Source organism: Bradyrhizobium sp. Arg237L (assembly GCF_029990105.1).
GTDB lineage: Bacteria > Pseudomonadota > Alphaproteobacteria > Rhizobiales > Xanthobacteraceae > Bradyrhizobium.
In genome coordinates this window covers 20,737-39,044 of sequence record NZ_JAQMIL010000031.1, presented here as the reverse complement: position 1 = coordinate 39,044, position 18,308 = coordinate 20,737, and the positions used below count along the sequence as shown (strand labels likewise).

At 63.6% G+C, this 18,308-nt stretch carries 7 protein-coding genes; 4 read left to right on the top strand and 3 right to left on the bottom strand.

The genetic code is table 11. The features are described 5' to 3' along the window. The first annotated feature begins 2 nt into the window (after window positions 1–2). The 3 genes from OZ411_RS20055 (at window position 3) to OZ411_RS20045 (ending at window position 5,701) form a co-directional block, all read left to right on the top strand. The gene (locus OZ411_RS20055; protein WP_282529346.1) at window positions 3–1,094 is read left to right on the top strand and encodes a transporter substrate-binding domain-containing protein; all 1,092 of its coding nucleotides are present in this window, start codon (window positions 3–5) and stop codon (window positions 1,092–1,094) included. A 181-nt stretch (window positions 1,095–1,275) separates the two neighbouring features. Next, window positions 1,276–2,046 carry a Crp/Fnr family transcriptional regulator gene (locus tag OZ411_RS20050; RefSeq protein WP_282529345.1) on the top strand — a complete coding sequence of 257 codons (771 nt, stop codon included), beginning with the start codon at window positions 1,276–1,278 and terminating at the stop codon, window positions 2,044–2,046. A gap of 202 nt (window positions 2,047–2,248) precedes the next feature. After that, window positions 2,249–5,701, top strand: a complete 3,453-nt coding sequence (locus tag OZ411_RS20045) for an autotransporter domain-containing protein (RefSeq protein WP_282529344.1) — start codon at window positions 2,249–2,251, stop codon at window positions 5,699–5,701. Window positions 5,702–5,756: 55 nt separating this feature from the next. Here OZ411_RS20045 and OZ411_RS20040 read toward each other — a convergent pair whose 3' ends face one another. The 3 genes from OZ411_RS20040 to OZ411_RS20030 all read right to left on the bottom strand — a co-directional run bounded on the left by OZ411_RS20040 (window position 5,757) and on the right by OZ411_RS20030 (window position 11,654). Continuing rightward, window positions 5,757–7,274: a DASS family sodium-coupled anion symporter gene (locus OZ411_RS20040; protein WP_282529343.1), complete on the bottom strand. Its 1,518-nt coding sequence runs from the start codon at window positions 7,272–7,274 to the stop codon at window positions 5,757–5,759. An 88-nt stretch (window positions 7,275–7,362) separates the two neighbouring features. After that, entirely contained in the window at window positions 7,363–8,163 is an 801-nt protein-coding gene (locus OZ411_RS20035; RefSeq protein WP_282529342.1) for a methyltransferase domain-containing protein, read from the bottom strand. Beyond that, window positions 8,160–11,654 (bottom strand): AAA family ATPase, encoded by a 3,495-nt coding sequence (locus tag OZ411_RS20030; RefSeq protein ID WP_282529341.1) that lies wholly within the window; start codon window positions 11,652–11,654, stop codon window positions 8,160–8,162. The genes OZ411_RS20035 and OZ411_RS20030 overlap by 4 nt, the downstream gene beginning before the upstream one ends. A 215-nt stretch (window positions 11,655–11,869) precedes the next feature. Between OZ411_RS20030 and OZ411_RS20025 the strand changes: the two genes are divergently transcribed. Next, the gene (locus OZ411_RS20025; RefSeq protein ID WP_282529382.1) at window positions 11,870–18,262 is read left to right on the top strand and encodes a non-ribosomal peptide synthetase; all 6,393 of its coding nucleotides are present in this window, start codon (window positions 11,870–11,872) and stop codon (window positions 18,260–18,262) included. Window positions 18,263–18,308 lie beyond the last annotated feature (46 nt).

Genomic DNA, 18,308 nt, shown 5'->3' with positions numbered 1-18,308 from the left:
TTTTGTCGCTTCGATCGGTCCTGATATCTTTTTTATCGCTGGCGATCCTTGCGCTCGTCTGCGGCGCGGTCCGCGCGCAAGGCATAGCCCCCGACAAGGAATTGGTGGTGGCGACCAAGGAAGCCCCGCCTTTCGCGATGAAGCAGCCGGATGGGAGCTGGGGCGGTATCAGCATTGAGCTCTGGAAGAGGATAGCTGATCGCGCGCATCTGAAGTTTCGCCTGGTTGAGACCGAGAATGTGCAGGACCTGCTTGATGGCGTCGCGAAAGGCGCCTTCGACGCCGGCGTCGCAGCCGTAACTGTGACTGCTGCGCGTGCACGCAATGTCGATTTTTCTCAACCTTTCTACAACACCGGGCTCGGGATTGCGGTGCCGATCAATGAGAGCCCCTGGGTCTCGATCGGACGGGCGCTGCTCTCTTTCGGCTTCTTTCAGGCCGTGGGTCTGCTGCTTGGTCTTGCGATGGTGGTGGGCTTCATCATTTGGCTGCTGGAGCGCCGGAAGACGGAACATTTCGGCGGAGGCGCCAAGGGGCTCGGCTCCAGCTTCTGGTGGTCGACCATTGCTATGACGCAGGCGGGAGCTGCCGCAAATGCACCGGCAACGCTCCCCGGGCGGATCGTCGCGACCGGGTGGATGATCGCTTCCGTCATCGCGATAGCCGTGTTCACCGCCGGCATCACCTCCACCCTTACGCGCAGAGAACTGCAAGGCGCCGTTCACAGCTTCAACGACCTGCGATCCGTGCGTGTCGGCGCCGTCGCAAACTCTCCGACAAGCGACTACCTCACGCGCCAGCAGCTTCCCTTCCGGGCATTCCCGGACGCTCAAAGCGGCCTATCCGCATTGAGCCGCGGTCAGATCGATGCCTTCGTGCATGACAAGCCGCTCCTCGCCTGGATCGTTCGTAACGACTTCTCAGGCGCGATCCGTGTCGTCGACACCAGCTTCGGCAGCGAGAGATATGCGATCGTCTTGCCGAAAGGCAGTGCCTTGCGGCCGATGCTCGATCTTGCCGTGCTCGATCAAATCGAAAGCGATCGGTGGCAACAGACACTGTTCCTTGCTCTTGGAAACGCCCGGTCGCCCTGATGATCCCATCGGCTTTCGGCGAACTCAAATCCAGCACGGCGACAATTGTCGGTACTGTCGTAAGGTTGTTCGCACGCATGGGTGGTATGCGGTCGTTCCTCGGAACAGAACTCCGGTGATGGCGTTCGCAACGTCAGGGCTGGGTACTTTGGCCGAAAGTGGCAGAAAGACCCGGGGAGGCATGGCCGACGAACTTGGGGAAGCCTATCCTGGCAACCGGTTGTTGCGGGCGCTTATGCTCGCGCGCCTCGAATCCATTTTGCCGCATCTCGAACCGGTGAATCTGCGACAGCACCAAGTCCTTTTTCGCGCCGGCGCACCGATCGATCACCTCTACTTCATAGATCGAGGCTTGGTTTCTCGCGTCAAGGCCATGGAGGATGGTCGAGTTGTCGAGATCGGAGCTGTCGGAAACGAAGGCGTCGTCGGACTTTTCGCTATCCATGGAATCCGGGGCGCGATGTGGGAATATGCCGTCCGGATTCCGGGAATGGCGCTTCGCATCGATCGCGACACGTTCGAGCGGAAGATCACGCAAGCTGATGAAGCTTCGGCCCTTCTGCGCCGGTACAGCAGTCTGGTTGTCGATGCATTCTCGCAGATCGCCGCATGCAACCGCCTGCACTCGCTTCGGCAGCGCTGCTGCCACTGGCTTCTGGTTGCGCACGACAGCGCTGGCTCGGACAGTTTTCCTCTCACGCACGAGTTGCTCGCCCTGACGCTTGGAGTTCAGCGCTCCGGCGTATCGATCGCAGCCAATTCCCTGCAGAAGGCCGGCTTGATTCACTATAGGCACGGTCGAGTGAATATCCTCGGCCGTGCACGCCTCGAAACGGAGGCCTGCGAATGCTACGCGGCGACGCGTAGACAATTCGATGCACTATTTACGGATACGCGGCGCACGCGACGGACAGCGCGACAATTTGCTGCAGTTTCCGCGCGCATCGGTTGATTAACCAAGTCCCACGGAAGCATTTCTGGGTTGCCTCTTCGAGCAGAAGTCTGTCCGAAATCGAACAGACTTCACGAGTCCCACGGTGTCACGCTTGCGAATCGCAGGCTTGGGGATTCGAATGCTTGCTTCATCACGACGAGAGATGCCTTTGGTCAGGCATCTGCGACACTGGGTGGCACTATCCACGACGTCAGCGCTAATGCTGTATGTGTCAGACGCAAGGGCGATCGACGTCAGCACGCAAGGCGAACTCGACGCCGCGATCGCAACCGGCGCCAATCCGGTCAATATCGTGGCGGGCAATCTGGCACTGTCCGGGAGTCAGGCGTTCGCTCCCAACACTGATGTGACGGTCGCGCCCGGCGCGAGCTTGGCGCTTTCCAACGCCAATCAGATCGTGGGATCGATCGGTGGTGGCGGCATCGTCACGCTTGGAACCCAAGGTCTCGCGGTTGGGGCCAACAATACCGATACTGCGTTCTCCGGCACGATCGACATGACCAACCAGGGATACAACCCTCCTTATGGGACCTTCGCCAAGATTGGTTCAGGTACGCTGACCATCGATGGTGCCACGCTCACGCAGGGTGAAAGCTACATCGTTCAAGGCGCGATGGCGCAGACAAGCGGAAGCACGACGATCACCTATCTCGCGGTGGGTGAGGGCGTCACCGGCGGCACGCCCAATGTCGGTGCGTTGAACGTTTCGGGTGGTCTCATCACCTTCGGTACCGGCTTGCAGATCGGCGACTTCGGTGGAGTGGGCACGGTCAATCAAACGGGCGGCATAGTCAGGGTGACCCCTACCTGCGGCGACATCAGTCACTGCGCCTCGATGAACATCGGCAACCAGGGTGGCGTCGGCACATACAACATCAGCGGCGGCGAGCTTCACCTCGACGGTGGCCTCAACGGCCTTGGGCGTACCTCTGGCACAGGCAGGCCCGGAAGTGCCGGCACGCTCAACATCGGCGGTGGTGTCGTCGATCTGTCCGGCGGTGGCCGTCTCATCGTCGGATATGGCAACACGGATGCGGCTCAGGCGCAATCGCAGGGAGTAATCAATCAAACCAGCGGCATCCTGCGCGTCCACAATGGATCGACGCTCCATCTCTCCGGCCTCAACACCAGCACGGGCACATACAATCTCAACGGCGGCGCGCTCGAGATCGGCGGCAACAGCCTGCTCGCTTCCTACAACAACAATAATCCGGATTATCAGTTCAATGTCGGCGGTGGCACGATCAGGGTGATCGAGGCCCCGCTCGTGACAGGCGTGAACGCGACGTTGACCGGTGGCGTCGCTACGATCGACACGAATGGGTTGAGCGCAACATGGAGTGGCGTGCTGTCGGGGACCGGCAGGCTCGCAAAGAGCGGAGCCGGATCTCTGGCGCTGACCGGCAGCAACAGCTATGCCGGTGGAACGTTCCTGAATGGCGGCGCTCTGCAGGTGACCGCGGATAGCAATCTCGGTGCGACCACGGGCGGACTGACCTTCGATGGCGGCAGCCTTCAGCTTGGCGCCGGCTTCAATACGGCGCGTGGCGTTACGCTGAACGGCAATGGCGGCGCGATCGATACGAACGGCTTCAATACGACCTTCTCAGGGACGTTCGGCGGGACGGGCGGCCTCACCAAGACAGGTGCGGGGATGCTGACCGTCGCGGGTGCCGGCTCTTACGTGGGCCCGACTCTCGTCAACGCCGGCACGCTGCAAGCGGGCGCGGCGAACGTGCTTTCCCCCAACAGCGCCTATACGGTCGCAGGCGGGACCACGCTCGACCTCAACAGCTTCAACCAGACCATCGGATCGCTTGCGGGCGCAGGTCAAGTCGCGCTGGGCTCGGCTGCGCTCACGGCCGGCAACGACAACACCTCTACGGTCTTCTCCGGCGCCATCACCGGGTCCGGTGGGCTGGTCAAGAGCGGGTCGGGCACATTCTCGCTGACAGGCGCCAGCACCTACACTGGACCGACCAACGTGAACGCGGGTGTTCTGGGCGTGGATGGCTCGCTGATATCGCCGGTGTCGGTCAATGCCGGCGGCATGCTGGTGGGCAATGGCACGATCGGCGGCCTGAGCGCAGCAAGCGGCGGCGTCGTGGCGCCGGGCCATTCGATCGGCACACTGAATGTCGCCGGTAATGTGAGCTTCGCACCAGGATCCACTTACGTTGCGGAGCTGAATCCCACGGGCCAGGCCGATCTGATCGCGGCAAGTGGACACGCCAGCCTGACAGGCGGGACGGTACAGACACTTGGCGCTTTCACGCCTGACCTCGCCTACACGATCCTGACGGCGCAAGACGGTGTCAGCGGCAGCTTCTCCGGTGTCTCGTCGGCTACCGATTATGCGTTCCTCAGTCCGATTCTGAGCTACACACCGACCTCCGTGCTGTTGACGCTCGAACAGGTCAGTAGCTTCGCGAGCGCCGCCATCACTCCGAACCAGACGAGCGTTGCCGAGGCGGCTGGCGCGCTGCCTGCGAGCAGCCCTCTATTCCAGGCGTTGCTCACCCAGCCCTCGGTTGCGGGAGCCCGGCAGGCCTTCGATGCGCTCTCGGGCGAGATACATGGCAGCGTGCAGACGACCATGCTCGATGACAGCCGCTACTTGCGCCAGGCGGTGCTCGGACGCCTGCGCCAGGCATCCTTTGCCGACCAGTTGGGACCGTTCGCAGCCCTCACGGCCGGCGGGCCGCTGCTGGCACATGCCGATTCCGCCGCGGGCAATACCGGCGCCGCACTTGCCTATGCCGGCACGAGAAGAACGGCCTTCCCCACGAAAAGTCCGCTCGCCCCGGGGCCGCCGCGCGGCCCCGATATTGCCTGGTGGGCGCAGGGCGTCGGCGCCTGGGGCAAGATAGGCAGCGATGGCAATGCTGCCGACGTGAGCCGCAACCTCGGCGGTTTCTTCTCCGGCGTCGACAGCAGCTTCGGCGCCAACTGGCGTGCCGGCATCGCCGGCGGCTATACCAATTCGAACGTGCGGGTGAATGCGCAGGCAAGCGCCGCCAATGTCGACACGGCGCATCTGGCCGCCTATGCCGGCGCCGCATACGGCCCCTGGAACCTGCGTTCAGGCGTGGCCGGGAGCTGGAGTACGATCGACACCAGCCGAGCTATCCTGTTTCCCGGCTTCGCCGACCAGGCAACGGCACGTTACAACGCCACCACCGCCCAGGTGTTCGGCGAGGTCGGCCATAGCATTCGCTTTGGCAATGTCGCCGCCGAGCCGTTCGCCGGTCTGGCCTGGGTGCACCTGGATACGGATGGTTTCGGCGAGCGTGGAGGTCTTGCCGCGCTCATGGGATCGTCGACCCGCAACGATATCGGCTATTCCACCCTCGGAGCACGCATCGCCACCGGCGTCCAGTTGCAGAATGGCATGATGCTGACGCCGCGCGCTTCGTTGGCGTGGCAACATGCTTTTGGCGATGTGACGCCGAGCGCGGCACTCGCATTCCAGAGTTTGGGGAGCGCCTTCAGCATTTCCGGCGTGCCGCTGGCGCGCGATGCCGCGCTGGTCGAAAGCGGCGTCGATCTGAACATCAATCCGAACGTGACGATCGGCGTGTCGTATGTAGGACAGCTTTCCGACAGAGTGAATGATCACTCGGTCAAGGGTAACCTGAGCTGGCGCTTCTGAGCGGCGGGACGCACTTGGCCGTCCACATGCAGGACGGCTCGCCCTTCATTGGGGTTCAGACGTATCCGAGCCAATGCCAATAAGTGGCGCCGAGCAGCATTACCAGCGCAAGCGCGACGATGGTGAGCACAAGGCCGGTGCGAACGAAGTCCTTGGCCTCGAAGGTCTCGGTCCCATAGGCCACCATGTTTTGCGGCGCGTTCACCACGAGAATGAAGCCGAAACTCACGACGAACTGCAGCAACATGGTCATGCCCACCATATTGATGCCGGGCGTTGCCACATGCTGAAGGACCGCAATGACGATCGGGATCATCGCGGAAGCGAGCGCGGTCGCGCTGGCGAAGCCGAGATGGATCACTGTCAAGAACAGGCTCATCACGCCGAGGATGAACAGCGGGCTGGCGTTCTGAAGTCCAAACTTGGTCACGACCAGATTGGCCAGCCAGACGGCGCCGCCGGTCTGCAGCAGGGCGGTGCCAAGGCTGATGCCGACGCCGAACAGCACGACGGTCCCCCACGGGATCTTCGGCTGCGCCTCCTTCCACGTCATGATTCCGACGCCAGGCATGAACATCAATGCAACGGCCGCGATGGTGGTCGATGACGTATCGAAGCGGTGCAGCACGCCCTCGGTCGCCCAGAACGCAAGCAATGTCAGCGAAATCGCAAGCAGCTTCTTCTCGGACGCTTTCATCGGCCCCAATTCGGCGAGCGACTGCCGGATCGCATCGCGACCGCCGGGTACCTCCTTGACTTCCGGCGGCATCATGCGCGTCGTCACGAAATAGAGCACCACCGACATGATGATCCCGAACGGCGCCGCCGCGACGAACCATTCGCCCCAGGTGATGCTCTGGTTCAGCGTCTTCTCGATGAAACCTACGGCAACCATGTTCTGCGCCGCCGCGGTTTTGATGCCGACATTCCAGATGCTGGCCGTCTGTGTGGCGGTGATCATCAGCATGCCGGCAAAGGCGCCCTTCTTGCTGACGCCGAAGGCGGCGATGATGCCGAGCATGATCGGAACGATGCAGGCGACTCGCGCTGTCGTCGAAGGCACCAGAAACGACATGATGAAACCGACAAGAATCGCACCAATCACGACGTGGCGGGTTTCGGTGCCGACGCGGGAGAGAATGAAGAGGGCGATGCGTCTGTCGAGCTTTGTGGCTGTCATGGCGGCGGCGATGAAGAGCGCGGACGCCACCAGTGCCAATGCGGTGTTGGCGAAGCCGCTGAAAGCAAGACCCAAGCCCGCGCTGGTGCCCATTGCTACAGCCGGATTAGTCAGGCTCGGTGCCGTGCCGAGCAGAAAGGCCATCAGCGCGGCGATGACCACGCCTGATACCGCGTAGTCGAGCGTCTCCGTCATCCAGACGATCACGGCAAAGGCGAGCACGGCCAGCATGCGATGGCCCGACATCGACAATCCCTGTGGCGTCGGTAACACAAGCACAATGACCAGCACGGCAATGGCGAGCAGAAGCCCCCAGTTGGAGCGGAGCCAGGACGGTTGAGCCGGATCACCAGAGTGTGCGCCAACGGATACTGATGAATCTGCAGTCGACATGAAGTGCTCCTCTCGTCGCTCAAGACTTTGCGCGATGATTGCTGCGGCTGCTTTGAGGAAGATCAAGAGGCGATGCAGATGACGGCCGCTATGCTTTCCGTTCTGACGGCAGCCCCTGCTCGATGCTTTGAAACCGCAGCGGTGCGAGGGCGACGGCACGCTCCCACCAGTCCGTCACGCGTTCGGCGAGCGCGGTGCTGCCTCGGCCCTTGCCGGGGACGATCCTGATGCCCCTGACGGCTTCGGCATGATAGCCGCGGGCGAGGCGGGTGATCTTGATGACGATGCCGGCCCGGCCCCGCTTGGTCAGCGGGACCAGCAGGCGGCCGTTGCGGCGGAGCGATTCGATCCACAGCGGATGCGGATGATTGAAGCCGGCATGGACGATGATCACATCGGCCGGCCCGCCTACGTCGTTGCAGCCATCGCCGTGGATCACTTCGACATTCTTGTATCGCCTCAGATTGGCGGCGGCACGGCTGGCCAGTGCCTTGTTACAGTCGATGGCAAGCACCTTGCCTTGCGCGCCGACGATCCTGGACAGGATCGCCGAATAATAGCCGAGCCCGCAGCCGATCTGCACGACGCGTTCTTTCTCCTTGAGGTCGAGTACATCGAAGAAATGCGCCCACAGGCTCGGCAGTCCGGTGTCGAGCTTGCGCCGTTCATCGATCGCGACCAGCACGTCGTCATAGAGATGAACGGGGTCGGCATCGGCGGTGGAGTTGTAGCCGCGTCCGGCCTCGCGGCGGATGCGCCAGGGGCCATCGCCCGCAAAGTGCTCGCGCGGTACCGTGGCGAAAGCCCGCAGCAGGCATGCGGAGGAAATCTGCTCGCGTTGCCCGATCGCTTTCGCGTAGCCTCGTCTTGCCGCCGCCAGATCGCTCATCCCGCCCGGTGTAGCCCTGTCTGGTCCGCCCACGGATGCTGCCTTGATGGATTCGCGCCGAGTTCCTCCATCAGATTCCACGCCTCCTTCAGGTCCGGCGTGCGGAAGCCCTCGGCGAACTGCGCCGCGACCGGCACGAGCAGTTCGACGGCCTGCTCGCGCTTGCCGGCATCGCGCCAAAGGCGTGCCAGGCTGACGGCCGACCGCAACTCCCATGCAAGCGCGCTCTGCTGGCGGGCCAGCTCCATCGAACGGCGGAACAGCTCCTCGACGTCGTCGGCCACAGCTAACCCGCCTTGGGCAAAGGTCGTTTCACCCTGCAGGCGATAAACCTCGGCGAGGAAGAAATGGTCGCCGGTCCGCCTCGCAACCGCGAGGGCGCCGTCCAGCGTTCGCAGCGCCGCTTCCAGCCGGCCGGCTTTCGCATAGGCAGTCGCGAGCAGGCTCCTGAACCAGCAGCTCGCCAGCCAGGCGTCCATGGCTTCATAGCCCTCCAGTCCCACCCGCATCTGCTTCAGCCCTTCGTCGATCTCGCCGAGCTCGGCCATCGCCCATGCGCGCAGGATGCCTGCCTGCTGCTTCCAATGCTGGAAGCCATGATCCGACGAGACCACCATGGCGCGGTCGGCATAGTTCATGGTCCCCTCGACATCGCGCAGGTGCTGGCAAAGATAAGCGCCGAACTCGAGGGCAAAGGCGAGCGTGAATGGATGGCGCAACTGTTCGGCGTTGACGATCGCATCCTCGGTGTGCTGGCGCGCCGCATCGGGGCGGCCGAGAAACCACTGGAGATATCCGAGATAGGACAGCGAGACGACGCCGGGGTCGATACCGTGCCGTTCGGTCAGTTCACCGTGCAGATCGGGGGTATAGAGCCCGTTGCAGCGCTGCAGATGATAGTGCGAAGCCGCAAATCGCCCGCGATAGAGCATGGTCATGGCAATCGACCTGTGGGCCTCGATCAGATACCCGGCATGCTGCTGTATCGATTGCGGGGTTGCGTTCGGGCGTACCCGCTTCGCGAACTGCAGGAGCTCGACGCTGAGATCATGGGCGCGCTTCAGATCGGCACGGATGAAATGGTACACCCAAAGCCCGCGGGTCGCCGTGAACACATTGGCCTCATCGTCAAGCTGGCGGCCGAGCTCGAGCGCCTGGGTGTAGTTTTCCTCGACCTCCTGCGCGGCGTAGCCCTTGGCGGCGATCAAGGCGTTGCCCAAAGCGGTGCGAAGCTCCAGCTCCATTTCGTCGCGTCGCATCATCTTGGGATGGCTTTGGGTGACGCCGAGGCCACGCCGGAGATGGCTGATCGCTTCCAGATTGGCGCCCGCTTTTGCGGACTGCTTGCCCGCCTTCAGCCAGAAACCAACGGCCGGTTCGGCTTGGCCGGATTCGGTCAGGTGATAGGCGAAAAGCTCGGGCTCGCGCTCGGTGCGTTCCGGATAGATCTCCGCGATCACCTCCGCGATTCGCGAATGCAGCCTTCGTCTTTCGCTGTGCAGGAGGCTCGAATGCGCCGCGTCCTGGATCATCACATGCTTGAAGGCATAGACCGCATCTGGCTGATGACCGCGGCGAACGATCAGCCCCGCTTGCTCGAGATGATCAAGCGCCGCCTCGATCTGCTCCGCCGGCGATTCGGCGACCGCACAAAGGATCTCATAGGAGAACTCCCGGCCGATCGTGGCCCCGATCTGTGCGATCTTCTTGAACGGCCCCATGCGATCGAGGCGCGCCATCAGCGAGTCGGTCAGGGTGGCCGGGATCGAGAGCTGGCGCCATGGTCCGGTGAAGACGTAGCGCCCATGCCGCTCGGTGAGCAGGTTGGATTCGATGACGGCCTTGGTCAGCTCTTCCAGGAACAGCGGCACGCCGTCGGTCCTGACGATGATCTCCTCGACGACTTCCCTCGGCAGCTCCCGCCGGCCTGCGACCCGCTCGACCAATGTCGTCCGCAGTTGCCGGCTGAGCCGGTTGAGCGTCAATGCCGTGATGTGGCGATGCGCATTCCAGCTCGGCTTGAATTCCGGGCGGCAGGTGACGATCACGAGGATGGCCGCGTTCTGAGCCCTCTCTACCAACAGATCGAGCACTTCCCGCGAGGTAGGATCGATCCAGTGGGCATCCTCCAAGGCGATCATCAATGGCCGGTCGCGCGCAAGCCCGACCAGATGGTTCACCAGCGCGGCGACCGTCACATCCTTGTGCTGCTGTGGCGAAAGCTCCGGCAGCGCGTGCCGATCGCCGGTCGAGATCGACAGCAGCGCCGCAAAGATCGGCACCACCTGCTGTACATTGCCCTTTGCGGCGGCCACGGCTGCCTCGAGGCTCGAAAGCGCCAGCACAGCAGAGCCTTCGCGATCAAGTCCGATCGCGAATTTGAACTGCTCGATAAACGGATAGAACGCGGTGCCGGTGTAATAGGGAGAACACTGGAACGACAACTGCCCGTGGTGCTCGCCGGCGACCCGTTCGTGAATCTCCTGGAAAATGCGCGACTTGCCGATTCCAGGCTCTCCCGACAGCAGCACGACCTGGCCATGACCCTGCTTGGCCTGTTGCCAGCGTCGCATCAGCAGCGCGATTTCCTCCTGCCGGTTGACGAGCGGCGTCAATCTCGCGCCCATCGCCGCAGCGAAGCGTGTTTCCATGCGCGCGCGTCGGACCACGCGCCAGGCCTGGACTTTTTCGGATATCCCCTTGAGCGTGTGAATGCCGAGGTTCTGGTAGTCGAACTTTCCCCTCAATAGGGATTGCGTCGAGGACGCGATGACCACCCCATTGACGGGGGCCAGCGGCTGCAGCCTGGCGGCGAGGTTCAGCGTTTCGCCGATGGCGGAGTCGCGTTCCTCGGTGCTCTGTCCGATCAGGTCTCCGACGACGGCAAGGCCGGTCGCAATTCCGATTCGAACCGCTGGCGTGTAGCTGGACGCCGCTCGCGACTCGCCGCCTTGCGCCGATGACAGCGCCTCCACGATCTCAAGCCCGGCGCGCACGGCACGCTCGGCGTCGTCTTCATGCGCATGCGGATAGCCGAAATAGATCAGGATGGCGTCGCCGATATAGCGCGCGGCGAAGCCGTCATAATGCTTCACGATCCGGACGCAGGTCTCCCTGAAGCGGCCGATGATGTCGCGCACGTCCTCGGGATCGAACTGCTCGGAGAGCGAGGTGGAGCCGACCATGTCGCAGAACATGGCGGTGAGCTGGCGCCGCTCGGCGACATTCCCTGTTCTCGGCGGGACGCTGCGACCCGCTACCGGATTGCTCGCCGGTGCGATCGGAATGAGCGAACCTATCGCGCGCTGCAGGCGCCTGCGATCACCCATCGGCAAACCAAGCTTCGCCAGATCCTCTTCGGTCAGATCGGGGATGACATCGAGGCCGATGCGGTGCTGGATGAAAAGATCGCCGTATTGGCCGAGGCCGATCTCCTCAAGCCAGTGCTTCAAGCCATCTGTCGTTTCAGAACTTGGCTTATTCTCCGGCATAATTATCCGTCGGGCTGCATCTCAGGAGAAAGGACGTGTCTCCGTTTGGTTGCGCACATTTAGGGGACTTTTGCCCGACCTTGGTCTGGACGGATTGGCGAAGTTCAAGAACAATAGCTCAACTCGAGCAAAAAGGCACGAGCTTGTCGGACGTCGGAGCCACACCGTCGCAAGGACCGGCCGGCAGCAGCACCGGAGGCCAAGCCCTTTCGTGCATCCAAGCCTTTTCGTGCATCGGGGATATCCTTGATTTCTATTCCCGCAACGCGCCCGACCAGACCGCGGTGCTTGCTCCCGGGCGCGGTGCGGTGACCTATGCCGAGCTTGCCACGCGCACCAGTGATACCGTCCGTCAATTGCGCGGGCTCGGCATCGCCCAGGGCGATCGCGTGGCGCTGGTATTGCCGCGGGGCGTCGATAACGCGCTGGCCCTTATTGCGGTAGCAACAGCAGCCGTCTGCATCCCGGTCAATCCGGATCTGACCGGGGATGAATTGCAGCGCTATTTCAGTGAGCTGGAGCTTGCCGCGCTCGTCACGGCTGCGGAAGCGGGCTCCGCAAGCCGGGCCGCCGCGCACGCGTTGGGGGTTGCTGTGATCGATCTGTCGCCCCGGGCCGGCCAGGGTCTTGGCGCCTTCGAATTGGCAGGTTCGTCGGTTGGGCCTGCCATTGTGGGCGGGGCCGCGCGCGGAGAGGATGATGCCTTCATCCTGCTGACCTCGGGTACGGCGTCTCGTCCCAAGATGGTACCGCTGACCCATGCGAGCGTGTGTCTTTCGGCCTACAATGCTGGGGTCGTCTTCGCGCTCGGGCCACAGGATCGCCTGCTCAACGTGCTGCCGCTGTTTCACGCGCATGCCCTGATATCCGGCCTGCTCACGGCGCTCGCGGCTGGATCGAGCGTGATCTGCACCGCGGGCTTCGATCCCGTGTCCTTCTTCACCTGCCTGAAGGAGTTGAAGCCGACCTGGTATACTGCGGTGCCGACCATCCACCGCGCGCTGCTGTCCGCTTCAGAGCATGACACAGAGATGACGCGGGGGTCTTCGCTGCGCGTGATCCGCTCGGCATCGGCGTCGCTTGCCCCCGCCATCCTCCAAGGACTGGAAGCGCGGTTCGGCGTGCCCGTGATCGAGATCTACGGCATGACGGAAGGCGCATCCCAGATCGCCGCCAACCCTTGCCACTTGCGCAAGCCGGGCTCGGTCGGCCTGCCCGCCGGTCCCGAGATCGCGATCATGGACAATGAAGGCCGGCGGCTGCCCGTCGGCGAGCGCGGCGAGATCATGCTGCGTGGCCCCACCATCAGCCGGGGCTATTACAACGATCCCGAGGCGACCAAATCCGCCTTCCGGGACGGCTGGTTCAGGACCGGCGACCTCGGCTACCTCGACACGGACGGTTATCTCTTCATCGTCGGCCGCATCAAGGACGTCATCAACCGCGGCGGGCAGAAGATTTCGCCGCTGGAAGTGGAAGAGGCGTTGCTGAGCCATCCCGATGTGCTCGAGGCCGGCGCCTTCGGAATTCCGCACCAGAAGCTCGGCGAGACCGTCGGCGCAGCGATCGTGCTGCGGCCGCAGTCCGGCGCCACAGCGCATCAGCTTCGGCAGTTCGCGCGGCAGCGGCTCGCCGCCTACAAGGTGCCGAGCCTGATCCGGATGGTTCAGGCGTTGCCGAAAGGGGCGAGCGGCAAGCTCAAGCGAAGCGCGCTTGTCGAATTGGTGTCGGCCGGACCGGCAAGCGAGGACACCGAACACAGGCGTTTGCCTCGCTCTGAGTTGGAGCGGCAATTGGCCGAGATCTGGGCGAGGCTCCTGGAGGTGGAGCAGGTCAGCGTCGATCAGGACGTCTTCGCGCTGGGCGCGGATTCGCTTGCGGTGACGCAAATGCTATCGCGCCTGCGTGAACAATTCGGGACCGATCTCTCGTTCAAGGACATTTTCGACGCGCCGACGGTCGCTGAGCTTGCTGGGCGGCTGCAATCGCGCGCAGCGGAACGCGACGTCGCGCTGCCGGGATGGCGCAAGACCGCAACGGAGTCAGGCCGTGCGCCGCTCTCGTTCCAGCAGCAGCGGATGTACGTCCTCACCCGGCTGGACCAGACCAAATACAATTACAATGTCGTCGAAGTGGCGCGCCTGTCCGGCCGGCTCGACGTTGCCGCATTCGAGGCGAGCATCGCAGCGCTTTGCGAGCGGCATGAGGTCTTGCGCTCGACCTTCTCCGAATGGCTGGGCGAGCCGGTGCACCGCGTCGACGCGGCGATGCCACGGTTCGAATACGTGGACCTGAAGGGATGCGCAAAGGGTGAGCGCGAAAAAACGATCCGGCGGGAAGCGCTGAAACTGGCGCATCACCAATTCGATCTCGAACGTGAGCCGCCGCTCAAAGTCAGGCTGCTGCGCTTCAGCGCGACCGATCATGCGCTCGTGATCAACATCCATCACCTCGTCACCGACGGCTGGTCGCAGCGGCTGTTCTGGCAGGAGCTCGAAGCGCATTATGCGGCGAGCTGCGCGGGACGCGTGGCCGCGCTGCCTCCGCTCGCTTTCCAATATCGCGATTTTGCTGCGTGGCAGCAGGATTGGGCGGCGACGCCGGTGGCGAAGGAGCAGTTGAGCTATTGGCGTAGGCAACTCGATGGCGTCACGACGCTGCCGCTGCACACCGATCGCCCGCGTCCACAGACCTGGAGCGGTCGCGGCGCCCGGCATTACCTCGAACTGCCGCAAGGCCTGTCGGCGCGGCTGAGGTCGCTGAGCCAGGCGAAGGGCGTCACGCCGTTCATGACGCTGCTCGCGGCGTTTCAATGCCTGCTCCATCGCTACACCGGCCATGAGGATGTCGCGATCGGCTCGCTGATCGCGAACCGCAACCAGATCCAGACCGAACGCCTGATCGGGCTATTTGCCAACACCGTGATCCTGCGCACCGACTGCTCCGGCGATCCGACCTTCGGCGAGCTGCTGCGGCGGGTGCGGCAGGTCACGCTCGATGCCTATCGCAACCAGGATCTACCGATCGAGGAGGTGCTGCAGGCGCTGCAGGTGTCGCGCAGCCGCGACGGCAATCCGCTATTTCCGGTGATGTTCATCCTGCAGAGCGCTTCGATCGAGGCGGCGACGTTTCCGGGATTGTCGACGCAGCGTCTCGAGATCGATCCGCAGATTTCGCGCTTCGACATCACGCTCGAGCTGGTCGAGACCGATGGCCGTTTTTCAGGCTTCTTCGAATACAGCACCGACCTGTTCGATGCGTCGACGATTGCGGGAATGGCGGCACATTTCGAGCGGCTTCTGAGCGCTGTCATTGCCGATCCCGAGGAGCAGATTTCGCGATTGCCGCTGCTGTCGCCGGCGGAGCGCCGCCGCGCGCTGGCGGATTGCAATGGGGTCGAAGCCGATTTCAGTGTCTTCGATCTCTGCGAACGGTTCGACCAGCAGGTCGCACGTGCGCCGGAGGCGATCGCAGTCTCCGCAGGCGAGATGCGTCTCAGCTACCGTGAGCTCGCCGATCGCATTGCGGCGATCGCCGCGCGGCTCGCGCAGGAGGGGATCGGCGACGAGAGGCTGGTCGCGCTGTTCGTCGAGCGAAGCCCCGATTTGCTGGCTGCGATGCTCGCGGTACAGCGTGTCGGGGCGGCTTTCCTGTGCCTGGATCCGGCCCAGCCCGCCGCGCGGCTGGCCGAGATCCTGACATCCAGCGGTGCGGGTTTGCTGTTGGTCGGTGCAAGCTGCTCCTCGGCGCTACAGGAAGTGCTTTCCCGCTCGCCCATTCGGCAGCGCATGCCGATTGTCCATCTTGAAGGCCTGGCCGCCGCTAATCCGGTGAAGCCGGCGCGGCGCGCGCCATCGAGTCTTGCCTATGTCATCTACACCTCGGGCTCGTCGGGGACGCCGAAGGGCGTGATGATCGAGCAGCGCGGATTGTCCAATCATCTTGCGTCCCTGATCTCCGAGCTTGGCCTGTCGTCTGCGGACGTGATCGCGCAGACCGCGCCGCAGAGCTTTGTGATCTCGGTCTGGCAGTTTCTCGCCGGTCCCGTAGTCGGTGCGCGCGTCCACATTTGTGCCGACGAGATCGTGCGCGATCCCGAACTGCTCGCGCCAGAAATCGAGCGGGCAGGGGTGACGGTGCTGCAGATCGTGCCATCGCTGCTGCGGGTTATCCTTGAACAAGCCGCCCAACCGCCGGTGCCGCGCGCTTTCTCCTGCCTGCGCCTCCTGATCTCGACCGGCGAGCCGCTCGCCGTCGATCTCTGCTGCGCCTGGTTCAGGCGGTTTCCCGATGTGCCACTGGTCGACGCCTACGGCGCATCGGAGTGCTCCGATGACGTCGCGCTCCATCGGTTGACCGGACCGCCGGCGCTCGCGATCAGCGTTCCGATCGGCCGCCCCTTGCCAAATACGCGACTCTACGTGCTCGATCCGCATCTGCAGCCGGTGCCGGCCGGGATCGTGGGGGAGCTCTGTGTCGGCGGCGCGGGGGTCGGGCGCGGCTACATCAATGATCCCGGGCAGACAAATGAGCGTTTCCTGCGCGATCCGTATTCGCAAGATGCGGACGCACGTTTGTATCGGACCGGCGATCTCGCCCGGCGCCGCGCCGACGGCACGATCGAGTGCCTCGGTCGCATCGACGATCAGGTGAAGATCCGCGGCTATCGGATCGAGCTGAAGGAGATCGAGCATGTTCTGCTTGATCATCCGGATATCCGTGCCGCCATCGTCGAGCCGCGCGACGCCGGCGGTGAGATCCGCCTGGTCGCGCACATCGTTGCGGCTTCGGGCAGCCGGCCGGATGCCGGTGCACTGCGCGATTTCCTCAAGAACAGGCTGCCGGGCTACATGGTGCCCGCGGCCTTCCTGTTCCTCGAACGCATTCCGCTGAACAGCCACGGCAAGGTCGACCGTGTTGCGCTGAGGGGAGCGTACCAATCCGAGCCGACGGCCGCCCGCGTGACGATATCGGCGCGGCGCGGCACCGAAAAGACGCTGACCGATATCTGGATCGATCTGCTGAAAATCTCGAGCATCGGCGTCACCGACAATTTCTTCGACCTCGGCGGCCATTCATTGTTGGCGGGCCAGGCGATGGCGCGCGTCGCGCGGGCGTTCGGCGTGTCGTTGCCGATCAAGACGATCTTCGAAGCGCCGACCGTGGCAGAACTCGCGCAGCGCATCGACGATGCGTTGGCAAGGAAGCCGCAGCAGGTTCTGCCGATTATTCCGGATGTCGTGGAAACGGGTTCGCGCCTGCCGTCCATCGCGCAGGCCCAGATGCTCGGCGTCGAGCGCGAGCTTCCGGGGCTTCCTCTGTTCAACCTGCCCTTTGCACTGCGGCTGCAGGGGCCGCTCGATCTCGCCGCGCTGAAGAAGAGTCTTGGTGAGGTGATGCGCGGTCACGAGTCGCTGCGCACCGCCTTGGGCTGGGATGGCGACGAGCCTGTGGTCATGATCACGCCGCCCGGCAAGCGCGCCGCGCCATTGAACGTCGAAGATCTGACGGTGCGCGGATCGCCGGGCGACAAGCGCGTCAGCCAACTGCAATTAAGGAAGGCCAGGCTCCGCGCCGAGCAGGAAGCCCGGACGCCATTTGACCTCACACGCGCGCCGCTATGGCGGGCGCGCCTGTTGCGATTGGGGCCAGACGACCATGTGCTGCTGCTCACGATCCATCACGCCATCGCCGATGGCTGGTCAATCGGAATCCTCTTTGACGAGATCTCGCAACGCTATGCGTCGCTCGTGGATCGTCGCTCGGTACCGGCGCTGCAACCGGCCTTGCCGTTCTCCGATGCGGCGCGCAAACAGCGGGGATGGTGTGCCACCGACGCGGCGGAGTGGCAGGCCAGCTATTGGAAGGAGAATTTGCGCGGGGCCGCGCCGGTCTTCGGCAATGCCGCCGACGTCGCGCCAGCCCCACCCAGCGATCATCAGCCGGTGCGCCTGTCGGGCGATCTGGTCACAGCGCTGACCGCCTTTGCGAGCCGGGAGAACGGCACGCTGTTCATGGCGCTGTTGACCGGCCTGAAGACACTGCTTGCGATACAAACCGGCCGCGATGACATTTGCGTTGCCACTGCGATGGCCAATCGCTCCCGGCCTGATACTGAGCAGGTGATCGGACCATTCGAGAACACCGTGATCGTCCGCACCCGCATCGATCCAGGACTTTCGTTCCGACAGGCCTTCGCCCGCGTGCGCGACAGCGTTCTCGAAGCTCATGCCAGACAGGAATTGCCCTTCAACATCCTCGCCGCGCGGCTCGCGGAAGCGGGCATCGATCCCGCCTCCCTGATCCAGGTCTACTTCACCTTGCAGAATCCGCTGCGCCAGCCGCTGAAGTTTTCGGATGTGAAGATACGCACGCTTGGAAGCGCCTACCGCGAAGGGCAGCCGGTGCTGCCGGTCAATCAGACCTGGCTCTCGCTGATGCTGAAGGAGCGGCCGACCGGCATCACCGGCTCGTGCAGCTACAAGCGCGAGCTGTTCGGGCACCATGTGATTCCACAATGGATGGAGGATCTTGTCGTGATCCTCACGCGCGCTGCAGCGCAACCCAGTGCGTCGTTGCAACGTTTGCTCCGTCGCCGCGCCGCGTAATGCGCGCAGTCCGCAATCACTCCAGGCTGTAACGAGCGAGAAAACT